Annotated in this window: 12 protein-coding genes and 2 pseudogenes; 5 read left to right on the forward strand and 9 right to left on the reverse strand. The window is 57.9% G+C overall.

Going from position 1 to position 11352, the window contains the following annotated elements; all coding sequences use genetic code 11:
* The 4 genes and pseudogenes from OGY18_RS27055 to mphR(A) form a co-directional block, all read left to right on the forward strand.
* Positions 1-316: pseudogene (locus OGY18_RS27055) on the forward strand (IS6-like element IS26 family transposase); the annotation flags it as partial.
* Positions 317-437: 121 nt separating this feature from the next.
* Positions 438-1343, forward strand: a complete 906-nt coding sequence (locus OGY18_RS27060; RefSeq protein WP_000219391.1) for an Mph(A) family macrolide 2'-phosphotransferase — start codon at positions 438-440, stop codon at positions 1341-1343.
* Positions 1340-2578: a phosphorylated macrolide efflux MFS transporter Mrx(A) gene (gene mrx(A) / locus OGY18_RS27065; RefSeq protein WP_000004159.1), complete on the forward strand. Its 1239-nt coding sequence runs from the start codon at positions 1340-1342 to the stop codon at positions 2576-2578. Before OGY18_RS27060 ends, mrx(A) begins: the two co-directional genes overlap by 4 nt.
* A complete protein-coding gene (gene mphR(A), locus OGY18_RS27070; RefSeq protein ID WP_001137892.1) occupies positions 2578-3162 on the forward strand; it encodes a macrolide-binding transcriptional repressor MphR(A) in 585 nt (194 codons plus the stop codon). The genes mrx(A) and mphR(A) overlap by 1 nt, the downstream gene beginning before the upstream one ends.
* 492 nt (positions 3163-3654) lie before the next feature.
* Here mphR(A) and OGY18_RS27075 read toward each other — a convergent pair whose 3' ends face one another.
* From OGY18_RS27075 to dfrA12, 9 genes and pseudogenes are all read right to left on the reverse strand, one after another.
* Entirely contained in the window at positions 3655-4419 is a 765-nt protein-coding gene (locus OGY18_RS27075) for an IS6-like element IS6100 family transposase (protein WP_001389365.1), read from the reverse strand.
* Positions 4420-4645: 226 nt separating this feature from the next.
* Positions 4646-4951 carry a PadR family transcriptional regulator gene (locus OGY18_RS27085; RefSeq protein ID WP_000130000.1) on the reverse strand — a complete coding sequence of 102 codons (306 nt, stop codon included), beginning with the start codon at positions 4949-4951 and terminating at the stop codon, positions 4646-4648.
* Between the two features lie 10 nt (positions 4952-4961).
* Positions 4962-6167: a chromate efflux transporter gene (gene chrA, locus OGY18_RS27090; protein WP_000184001.1), complete on the reverse strand. Its 1206-nt coding sequence runs from the start codon at positions 6165-6167 to the stop codon at positions 4962-4964.
* A 161-nt stretch (positions 6168-6328) separates the two neighbouring features.
* Positions 6329-6526: pseudogene (locus tag OGY18_RS27095) on the reverse strand (hypothetical protein); the annotation flags it as partial.
* 127 nt (positions 6527-6653) lie between these two features.
* Positions 6654-7493, reverse strand: a complete 840-nt coding sequence (sul1, locus tag OGY18_RS27100; RefSeq protein ID WP_000259031.1) for a sulfonamide-resistant dihydropteroate synthase Sul1 — start codon at positions 7491-7493, stop codon at positions 6654-6656.
* Positions 7487-7834 (reverse strand): quaternary ammonium compound efflux SMR transporter QacE delta 1, encoded by a 348-nt coding sequence (locus tag OGY18_RS27105; protein ID WP_000679427.1) that lies wholly within the window; start codon positions 7832-7834, stop codon positions 7487-7489. The genes sul1 and OGY18_RS27105 overlap by 7 nt, the downstream gene beginning before the upstream one ends.
* A 163-nt stretch (positions 7835-7997) precedes the next feature.
* Positions 7998-8789, reverse strand: a complete 792-nt coding sequence (locus OGY18_RS27110) for an ANT(3'')-Ia family aminoglycoside nucleotidyltransferase AadA2 (protein ID WP_001206356.1) — start codon at positions 8787-8789, stop codon at positions 7998-8000.
* A 5-nt stretch (positions 8790-8794) separates the two neighbouring features.
* Entirely contained in the window at positions 8795-9085 is a 291-nt protein-coding gene (locus tag OGY18_RS27115) for a DUF1010 domain-containing protein (RefSeq protein WP_001336345.1), read from the reverse strand.
* A 111-nt stretch (positions 9086-9196) separates the two neighbouring features.
* Positions 9197-9694, reverse strand: a complete 498-nt coding sequence (gene dfrA12, locus OGY18_RS27120) for a trimethoprim-resistant dihydrofolate reductase DfrA12 (RefSeq protein WP_001083725.1) — start codon at positions 9692-9694, stop codon at positions 9197-9199.
* 144 nt (positions 9695-9838) lie between these two features.
* Here dfrA12 and intI1 point away from each other — a divergent pair, with 144 nt between their 5' ends.
* Positions 9839-10852 carry a class 1 integron integrase IntI1 gene (intI1, locus tag OGY18_RS27125; protein ID WP_000845039.1) on the forward strand — a complete coding sequence of 338 codons (1014 nt, stop codon included), beginning with the start codon at positions 9839-9841 and terminating at the stop codon, positions 10850-10852.
* Positions 10853-11352: the final 500 nt, after the last annotated feature.

Here is an 11352-nt window from a genome sequence, read left to right on the forward strand (position 1 = left end):
GATCCCGCGATTCATCAACACGGATAAAGCGCCCGCCTATGGTCGCGCGCTTGCTCTGCTCAAACGCGAAGGCCGGTGCCCGTCTGACGTTGAACACCGACAGATTAAGTACCGGAACAACGTGATTGAATGCGATCATGGCAAACTGAAACGGATAATCGGCGCCACGCTGGGATTTAAATCCATGAAGACGGCTTACGCCACCATCAAAGGTATTGAGGTGATGCGTGCACTACGCAAAGGCCAGGCCTCAGCATTTTATTATGGTGATCCCCTGGGCGAAATGCGCCTGGTAAGCAGAGTTTTTGAAATGTAAGGCCTTTGAATAAGACAAAAGGCTGCCTCATCGCTAACTTTGCAACAGTGCCGGATTGAATATAACCGACGTGACTGTTACATTTAGGTGGCTAAACCCGTCAAGCCCTCAGGAGTGAATCATGACCGTAGTCACGACCGCCGATACCTCCCAACTGTACGCACTTGCAGCCCGACATGGGCTCAAGCTCCATGGCCCGCTGACTGTCAATGAGCTTGGGCTCGACTATAGGATCGTGATCGCCACCGTCGACGATGGACGTCGGTGGGTGCTGCGCATCCCGCGCCGAGCCGAGGTAAGCGCGAAGGTCGAACCAGAGGCGCGGGTGCTGGCAATGCTCAAGAATCGCCTGCCGTTCGCGGTGCCGGACTGGCGCGTGGCCAACGCCGAGCTCGTTGCCTATCCCATGCTCGAAGACTCGACTGCGATGGTCATCCAGCCTGGTTCGTCCACGCCCGACTGGGTCGTGCCGCAGGACTCGGAGGTCTTCGCGGAGAGCTTCGCGACCGCGCTCGCCGCCCTGCATGCCGTCCCCATTTCCGCCGCCGTGGATGCGGGGATGCTCATCCGTACACCGACGCAGGCCCGTCAGAAGGTGGCCGACGACGTTGACCGCGTCCGACGCGAGTTCGTGGTGAACGACAAGCGCCTCCACCGGTGGCAGCGCTGGCTCGACGACGATTCGTCGTGGCCAGATTTCTCCGTGGTGGTGCATGGCGATCTCTACGTGGGCCATGTGCTCATCGACAACACGGAGCGCGTCAGCGGGATGATCGACTGGAGCGAGGCCCGCGTTGATGACCCTGCCATCGACATGGCCGCGCACCTTATGGTCTTTGGTGAAGAGGGGCTCGCGAAGCTCCTCCTCACGTATGAAGCGGCCGGTGGCCGGGTGTGGCCGCGGCTCGCCCACCACATCGCGGAGCGCCTTGCGTTCGGGGCGGTCACCTACGCACTCTTCGCCCTCGACTCGGGTAACGAAGAGTACCTCGCTGCGGCGAAGGCGCAGCTCGCCGCAGCGGAATGAGCGAACGTCGATATAGCCCGCTCGCGACGCTGTTCGCGGCGACCTTTCTCTTCCGGATCGGCAACGCGGTGGCGGCCCTCGCGCTTCCATGGTTCGTCCTGTCTCATACAAAGAGCGCGGCCTGGGCGGGCGCCACGGCCGCTAGCAGCGTCATCGCGACCATCATCGGCGCGTGGGTTGGTGGTGGCCTCGTCGATCGGTTCGGGCGCGCGCCCGTCGCATTGATCTCGGGTGTGGTGGGCGGCGTGGCCATGGCGAGCATCCCACTGCTCGATGCCGTTGGCGCCCTCTCGAACACTGGGCTGATCGCTTGCGTGGTGCTCGGTGCCGCGTTCGACGCACCCGGTATGGCCGCGCAGGACAGTGAGCTGCCCAAACTCGGCCACGTCGCCGGGCTCTCCGTTGAGCGCGTCTCGTCACTGAAAGCGGTGATCGGGAACGTCGCGATTCTAGGTGGCCCGGCCCTTGGGGGGGCCGCAATCGGCCTGCTTGGCGCTGCGCCAACGCTCGGGCTGACGGCGTTCTGCTCCGTCCTTGCAGGTCTGCTCGGCGCGTGGGTGCTTCCCGCGCGTGCCGCTCGGACGATGACCACGACGGCGACTCTCTCCATGCGCGCCGGCGTCGCTTTTCTCTGGAGCGAACCCCTGCTGCGCCCTCTCTTTGGTATAGTGATGATCTTCGTGGGCATCGTTGGCGCCAACGGCAGCGTCATCATGCCTGCGCTGTTTGTAGATGCAGGACGCCAAGTAGCAGAGCTCGGGCTGTTCTCCTCAATGATGGGGGCTGGTGGTCTCCTTGGCATTGCCATTCATGCGTCGGTCGGCGCCCGGATATCAGCGCAGAACTGGCTGGCGGTGGCATTTTGTGGCTCTGCGGTGGGCTCGCTTCTGCTTTCACAGTTGCCAGGCGTGCCGGTGCTGATGTTGTTGGGCGCGCTCGTGGGACTGCTGACCGGCTCAGTCTCTCCCATTCTCAACGCTGCCATCTACAACCGCACGCCGCCAGAACTTCTCGGCCGGGTACTCGGCACGGTCTCGGCGGTGATGCTGTCAGCCTCGCCCATGGTTATGCTTGCGGCCGGCGCGTTTGTCGACCTTGCTGGTCCGCTCCCTGGCCTCGTTGTATCGGCCGTGTTTGCGGGGCTCGTGGCTCTACTCTCGCTCCGTCTTCAATTTGCTACAATGGCGGCGGCAGCCACAGCCTCCGCCCCAACCCATACAGAAGGTGAACACTGATGCCCCGCCCCAAGCTCAAGTCCGATGACGAGGTACTCGAGGCCGCCACCGTAGTGCTGAAGCGTTGCGGTCCCATAGAGTTCACGCTCAGCGGAGTAGCAAAGGAGGTGGGGCTCTCCCGCGCAGCGTTAATCCAGCGCTTCACCAACCGCGATACGCTGCTGGTGAGGATGATGGAGCGCGGCGTCGAGCAGGTGCGGCATTACCTGAATGCGATACCGATAGGCGCAGGGCCGCAAGGGCTCTGGGAATTTTTGCAGGTGCTCGTTCGGAGCATGAACACTCGCAACGACTTCTCGGTGAACTATCTCATCTCCTGGTACGAGCTCCAGGTGCCGGAGCTACGCACGCTTGCGATCCAGCGGAACCGCGCGGTGGTGGAGGGGATCCGCAAGCGACTGCCCCCAGGTGCTCCTGCGGCAGCTGAGTTGCTCCTGCACTCGGTCATCGCTGGCGCGACGATGCAGTGGGCCGTCGATCCGGATGGTGAGCTAGCTGATCATGTGCTGGCTCAGATCGCTGCCATCCTGTGTTTAATGTTTCCCGAACACGACGATTTCCAACTCCTCCAGGCACATGCGTAAACGGAGGTGTGCAGAGTCCCTGCGGCAGGCGACGAACACGACCGTCGTCGATTAGTACCGGTACGGTCGGTGGTATCGAAGTCTTGATCACCACTCAGGTCTACGGCTTACAAATGGTGACCATCCCGATACTTGCGTCAGAGCACCGGGCCGATTCTTTGACAGTGAATCACTCCCGTAAGGTTGTGCCGGTGTGGGTGTCCCGGGTCGAGACGATACTCCGCCAATGCGCCCAGCAAACAACCTGGCCATCGCAGGTGGTGGGGAGCGGTGTGGCGGATGAGTTGGACAAGTTGGTGTAGCAGCACGAGCACGGCGAGATAACATCGCAGGAGTTCGACATGCTCAAGAGACAGCTGATTGCGAATCGCGATGCAGATTCATAACCCGATTGCGGGTTGGCTTCACTCCACCATCACCGAGCAGACTAGCACGGCGGGCTCTGTTGCAAAGATTGGCGGCAGTCAGAGGTAGGCTGTCGCTCTGCGCCGATCAGGCGGCTGCTGCGAAATGGTGGTTGAGCATGCCCATGGCCTCCGTCAGCGCCGAGGGCCCAATGCCAAAAGCTCTCTCCACAAGGCGCACCTCGCCCCTGATGCCGGGCTGCAGGCACCAGGGGCGAGCCTGTCCTTTGCGCAGGGCTCGCATGACTTCGAATCCCTTGATCGTGGCATAGGCCGTGGGGATCGATTTGAAACCGCGCACCGGCTTGATCAGTATCTTGAGCTTTCCGTGATCGGCCTCGATCACGTTATTGAGATACTTCACCTGCCGGTGGGCCGTCTCCCGGTCCAGCTTTCCTTCGCGCTTCAATTCGGTGATCGCTGCACCATAGCTCGGCGCTTTGTCGGTATTGAGCGTGGCAGGCTTTTCCCAGTGCTTCAGGCCTCGCAGGGCCTTGCCCAGGAACCGCTTCGCTGCCTTGGCGCTGCGGGTCGGCGACAGGTAGAAATCGATCGTGTCGCCCCGCTTGTCGACTGCCCGGTACAGGTAGGTCCACTTGCCCCGCACCTTGACGTAGGTTTCATCCAGGCGCCAGCTCGGATCAAAGCCACGCCGCCAGAACCAGCGCAGCCGCTTCTCCATCTCCGGGGCGTAGCACTGGACCCAGCGATAGATCGTCGTATGGTCGACCGAAATGCCGCGTTCCGCCAGCATTTCCTCAAGGTCGCGATAGCTGATCGGATAGCGACAATACCAGCGCACCGCCCACAGGATCACATCACCCTGGAAATGGCGCCACTTGAAATCCGTCATCGTTCCGTCCGTCCAATCTCCGCCAAGCATGCTCAAGCTTCACGATTTTTGCAACAGAGCCCACACGAGTATTGAGCATAGTCGAGATTGGTGCAGATCACTTCTGATATTGAACTGTCAGGAGCTGGCTGCACAACAGCCATTACGCCCAATCAACTGGTGCAGTCGTCTTCTGAAAATGACAATCCAGTTAGGGTATAGCTCAACCTGACATAGAAGCAAAAACTCAACCACCTTCTACCAACTCTCCGAACAGCTCCTTGACCTTTGTTTTCGCATCAGCAAGTGCAGTTCTGCCTTGTTCAGTGATGTCATAAACACGCCGTTCACGTCGCCCGGTGCGTTCGTGGCGTGAGGTCAGATAGCCTTTTTTTTCCAGGCCGTGCAGCATCGGGTACACGGTGCCAGCGCTCATCTCGTAGCCGTGTCGGCGTAGCTCTTCGATGATCCCCAGCCCAAAGACAGGTTCCTCGGCTGCATGGTGAAGGATGTGCAGGCGGATCAAACCGCCGTAGAGGTCTTTGTCAGTCATTTTTTGTGCCTCACAGAGCGACGCTCAACAGCCACCCAGCTGCACCGCTACCGAGGACAACCAGCCACGGCGGGAGCTTCCAGAACATAAGTGCGACAAGGGCAACTAATGCCAAGCCGAAGTCTTGCGGCTGAAAGATGGCGCTAGTCCATACAGGCTGATACAGCGCGGCCAGCAGCAAGCCGACTACAGCGGCATTGATCCCGGCCAGCGCAGCTTGGATGCCTGTATTGCGGCGCAAACGCTCCCAAAATGGCATTGATCCGACGACCAGCAAGAACGAGGGCGCGAAGATAGCCAGCAGACACACAATGCCGCCGATCCAGCCCGACGGGGCGGTGTTCATCGAGGCACCAAGAAACGCGGCGAACGTGAACAAAGGGCCGGGCACCGCTTGAGCTGCCCCGTACCCCGCGAGAAAGGATTCATTGTTGACCCAGCCGGAGGGCACCACTTCGGCTTGCAGTAATGGCAGCACAACGTGACCACCGCCGAACACCAGTGATCCGACACGATAGAAGGAATCCACCATTGCCATGGTTTGACTTGGCATCAGTTCGGCCAACACCGGCAGGCCAATCAGCAAGACAAAGAACAGCGAGAGCCAAAGCACGCCGGCCCGGTGACTGACCGTGATAGGTAGGGGGTCATGCTCAACAACTTTCGCTGGCTTGAACAATAACCGGCCTGCGATGCCTGCGATAGCAATCACGCCAACCTGTCCCCACGCGGACGGCACAAGTAAAACGACGCAGGTAGCAATTGCCATGATGGTGACTCGCAGCCCATCCGTGCATAGGTTACGCGCCATGCCCCATACTGCTTGAGCGACCACGGCCACAGCCACCACTTTTAAGCCATGCAACGCGCCCTGCGAGACGTAATCGCCATAGCTGGAGATGCCGAGCGCAAAAAGGATCAAGGCTATGGCAGACGGCAGCGTGAAGCCAGCCCAAGCAGCCAGCGCCCCGCTGTATCCAGCCCGAGACAGTCCTACCGCTATGCCGACCTGGCTGCTTGCAGGCCCTGGCAAGAACTGACAAAGCGCGACCAAGTCAGCATAGCTCCGTTCGGAGAGCCAGCGCCGCCGTGTGACAAATTCGGCGCGGAAGTAGCCCAAGTGCGCAATGGGGCCGCCAAAAGATGTCAATCCAAGCCGCAGAAAAATAAGAAAGACCGACCATGGTCTGCTGTCATCGGTAGGGTTATTCGTCATACTTTCGCCTTCATGATCTGCAACGAGTTGATCAATAATAAGCGAAATTCGATAACGAAATTCGATATAAATCTAGAAAAAAATACCTCTATGTGTACTACGCAGTTTTAGCTGTGGCTTTCACAGGAGCACGCTTACTTACGGCTTAGCGTGCTTTATTTTCCGTTTTCTGAGGCGATCCCTAGGAGCTCGGATCTCAGGACGAAGGTCTCCGCGAATGTCCGGTCGATCCGCGCGACGTCCCAGGCGGGCGTTCCCTTGGCGGACATCCACGCCGCAGCGTCGTGCATCAGCCGCACAACCTCGTCGATATCACCCGAGCAGGCGACCCGAACGTTCGGAGGCTCCTCGCTGTCCATTCGCTCCCCTGGCGCGGTATGAACCGCCGCCTCATAGTGCAGTTTGATCCTGACGAGCCCAGCATGTCTGCGCCCACCTTCGCGGAACCTGACCAGGGTCCGCTAGCGGGCGGCCGGAAGGTGAATGCTAGGCATGATCTAACCCTCGGTCTCTGGCGTCGCGACTGCGAAATTTCGCGAGGGTTTCCGAGAAGGTGATTGCGCTTCGCAGATCTCCAGGCGCGTGGGTGCGGACGTAGTCAGCGCCATTGCCGATCGCGTGAAGTTCCGCCGCAAGGCTCGCTGGACCCAGATCCTTTACAGGAAGGCCAACGGTGGCGCCCAAGAAGGATTTCCGCGACACCGAGACCAATAGCGGAAGCCCCAACGCCGACTTCAGCTTTTGAAGGTTCGACAGCACGTGCAGCGATGTTTCCGGTGCGGGGCTCAAGAAAAATCCCATCCCCGGATCGAGGATGAGCCGGTCGGCAGCGACCCCGCTCCGTCGCAAGGCGGAAACCCGCGCCTCGAAGAACCGCACAATCTCGTCGAGCGCGTCTTCGGGTCGAAGGTGACCGGTGCGGGTGGCGATGCCATCCCGCTGCGCTGAGTGCATAACCACCAGCCTGCAGTCCGCCTCAGCAATATCGGGATAGAGCGCAGGGTCAGGAAATCCTTGGATATCGTTCAGGTAGCCCACGCCGCGCTTGAGCGCATAGCGCTGGGTTTCCGGTTGGAAGCTGTCGATTGAAACACGGTGCATCTGATCGGACAGGGCGTCTAAGAGCGGCGCAATACGTCTGATCTCATCGGCCGGCGATACAGGCCTCGCGTCCGGATGGCTGGCGGCCGGTCCGACATCCACGACGTCTGATCCGACTCGCAGCATTTCGATCGCCGCGGTGACAGCGCCGGCGGGGTCTAGCCGCCGGCTCTCATCGAAGAAGGAGTCCTCGGTGAGATTCAGAATGCCGAACACCGTCACCATGGCGTCGGCCTCCGCAGCGACTTCCACGATGGGGATCGGGCGAGCAAAAAGGCAGCAATTATGAGCCCCATACCTACAAAGCCCCACGCATCAAGCTTTTGCCCATGAAGCAACCAGGCAATGGCTGTAATTATGACGACGCCGAGTCCCGACCAGACTGCATAAGCAACACCGACAGGGATGGATTTCAGAACCAGAGAAAGAAAATAAAATGCGATGCCATAACCGATTATGACAACGGCGGAAGGGGCAAGCTTAGTAAAGCCCTCGCTAGATTTTAATGCGGATGTTGCGATTACTTCGCCAACTATTGCGATAACAAGAAAAAGCCAGCCTTTCATGATATATCTCCCAATTTGTGTAGGGCTTATTATGCACGCTTAAAAATAATAAAAGCAGACTTGACCTGATAGTTTGGCTGTGAGCAATTATGTGCTTAGTGCATCTAACGCCGGAGTTAAGCCGCCGCGCGTAGCGCGGTCGGCTTGAACGAATTGTTAGACATCATTTACCAACTGACTTGATGATCTCGCCTTTCACAAAGCGAATAAATTCTTCCAAGTGATCTGCGCGTGAGGCCAAGTGATCTTCTTTTTGTCCCAGATAAGCTTGCTTAGCTTCAAGTAAGACGGGCTGATACTGGGCAGGTAGGCGTTTTATTGCCCAGTCGGCAGCGACATCCTTCGGCGCGATTTTGCCGGTTATTGCGCTGTACCAAATGCGGGACAACGTAAGCACTACATTTCGCTCATCGCCGGCCCAGTCGGGCTGCGAGTTCCATAGCTTCAAGGTTTCCCTCAGCGCCTCGAATAGATCCTGTTCAGGAACCGGGTCAAAGAATTCCTCCGCTGCCGGACCTACCAAGGCAACGCTATGTTCTCTTGCTTTTGTAAGCAGGATAGCTAGATCAATGTCGATCATGGCTGGCTCGAAGATACCCGCAAGAATGTCATTGCGCTGCCATTCTCCAAATTGCAGCTCGCGCTTAGCCGGATAACGCCACGGGATGATGTCGTCATGCACGACAAGGGTGACTTCTATAGCGCGGAGCGTCTCGCTCTCGCCAGGGAAAGCCGAAGCCTCCATAAGATCATTGAGCAATGCTCGCCGCGTCGTTTCATCAAGCTTTACGGCCACAGTAACCAACAAATCAATATCGCTGTATGGCTTCAGGCCGCCATCCACTGCGGAGCCGTACAAATGCACGGCCAGCAACGTTGATTCCAGATGGCGCTCAATGACGCTTAGCACCTCTGATAGTTGGTTCGAAATTTCGATGGTCACCGCTTCCCTCATGATGTCTAACGGGCGAGGTAAGCCGACCGCAGAATGCGGGTCGGCTTGACCGAAATGTTAGAACCAGAAGCCAAAACGGATAACTTGAATTTGGCGACGGGCGCTAACCGTGAAAAAACGCTGCGCCACCGAGGCGGCACAGCACTGCAAAAACGATAGCTGCTTGCGCTTGCTACGCAAGGGCTAGAGGCCAAAAAGACTGAAAACCTGCGCAGCCCATGCAGGCGAAGCCCGGAAAAAAGGCAAAACAGGCACTGAATAACGCCTGAAAAGCTAAATGCCGTTTGAATAAACATGAGCTAAATAAAGCTGGGTTTCAGTGGTGCTAACGTTGGACGTAACGAGAGCCGGAGCGCAGCGGAGGGAACCAAAATGCGCAGCATTTTGGCGTCCCGTTGACGGAATGGTTAGCCGTTTCGACGCGCATAAACGGAGTGGGTGTACGGAATTACAGCTTGAATGGTTTCGGTTGAGACAAGCTCGAATTCTGTTTCGTTGAGCATTGGGAAGAAGGCGTCACCCTCGAAGGTTTGATGTACCTCAGATAGAAACACGCCGTGGGCGTGAGGTAGTGCCAGAGTGTATATCTCAGCTCCGCCCGCGACGTAGAGTTCATTGCCGAGTTCGGATGCCAAAGCGATAGCGTGCGACAGCGTTGAAACAACTACGCAGCCAGTGGCGCGGTAGTTAGCTTGGCGTGAGATTACCAATGTGTGACGGTTCGGTAGAGGCTTGCCGATAGACTCAAAGGTCTTTCGCCCCATGACAACGACTTTTCCCTCAGTGAGTCTGCGAAAAATCTTCTGCTCACCCGGAATTTTCCAGGGGATATTAGGACCATTGCCAATAACCCGATTGGCTCCCATCGCAGCAACGAGATAAATGCGTACTGATTCCGAGTTCATATGGCTAACTTTGTTTTAGGGCGACTGCCCTGCTGCGTAACATCGTTGCTGCTCCATAACATCAAACATCGACCCACGGCGTAACGCGCTTGCTGCTTGGATGCCCGAGGCATAGACTGTACAAAAAAACAGTCATAACAAGCCATGAAAACCGCCACTGCGCCGTTACCACCGCTGCGTTCGGTCAAGGTTCTGGACCAGTTGCGTGAGCGCATACGCTACTTGCATTACAGCTTACCAACCGAACAGGCTTATGTCCACTGGGTTCGTGCCTTCATCCGTTTCCACGGTGTGCGTCACCCGGCAACCTTGGGCAGCAGCGAAGTCGAGGCATTTCTGTCCTGGCTGGCGAACGAGCGCAAGGTTTCGGTCTCCACGCATCGTCAGGCATTGGCGGCCTTGCTGTTCTTCTACGGCAAGGTGCTGTGCACGGATCTGCCCTGGCTTCAGGAGATCGGAAGACCTCGGCCGTCGCGGCGCTTGCCGGTGGTGCTGACCCCGGATGAAGTGGTTCGCATCCTCGGTTTTCTGGAAGGCGAGCATCGTTTGTTCGCCCAGCTTCTGTATGGAACGGGCATGCGGATCAGTGAGGGTTTGCAACTGCGGGTCAAGGATCTGGATTTCGATCACGGCACGATCATCGTGCGGGAGGGCAAGGGCTCCAAGGATCGGGCCTTGATGTTACCCGAGAGCTTGGCACCCAGCCTGCGCGAGCAGCTGTCGCGTGCACGGGCATGGTGGCTGAAGGACCAGGCCGAGGGCCGCAGCGGCGTTGCGCTTCCCGACGCCCTTGAGCGGAAGTATCCGCGCGCCGGGCATTCCTGGCCGTGGTTCTGGGTTTTTGCGCAGCACACGCATTCGACCGATCCACGGAGCGGTGTCGTGCGTCGCCATCACATGTATGACCAGACCTTTCAGCGCGCCTTCAAACGTGCCGTAGAACAAGCAGGCATCACGAAGCCCGCCACACCGCACACCCTCCGCCACTCGTTCGCGACGGCCTTGCTCCGCAGCGGTTACGACATTCGAACCGTGCAGGATCTGCTCGGCCATTCCGACGTCTCTACGACGATGATTTACACGCATGTGCTGAAAGTTGGCGGTGCCGGAGTGCGCTCACCGCTTGATGCGCTGCCGCCCCTCACTAGTGAGAGGTAGGGCAGCGCAAGTCAATCCTGGCGGATTCACTACCCCTGCGCGAAGGCCATCGGTGCCGCATCGAACGGCCGGTTGCGGAAAGTCCTCCCTGCGTCCGCTGATGGCCGGCAGCAGCCCGTCGTTGCCTGATGGATCCAACCCCTCCGCTGCTATAGTGCAGTCGGCTTCTGACGTTCAGTGCAGCCGTCTTCTGAAAACGACAAACAGCCAGAAAGGCTGTTACAGGCGATTTGATCTGCAACCTATTGGTTAAATTAATGTATCAAAAACGATGGTTTTTGTGACAGTCTTGAAAAGTCCTGACTTCTCCCGAAAAATGACTCCCCTCATGTAACAAAACTCGTTACTGTATCAACATAACAATAACCCCATAACTAATTAGCGAGAAAAGAATGAAAATCGGCTATGCACGTAAATCTACGGGCACTGTTGCAAAGTTAGCGATGAGGCAGCCTTTTGTCTTATTCAAAGGCCTTACATTTCAAAAACTCTGCTTACCA

Origin of the sequence: Citrobacter sp. Cpo142, from assembly GCF_030332425.1 — a bacterium.
GTDB lineage: Bacteria > Pseudomonadota > Gammaproteobacteria > Enterobacterales > Enterobacteriaceae > Citrobacter > Citrobacter portucalensis.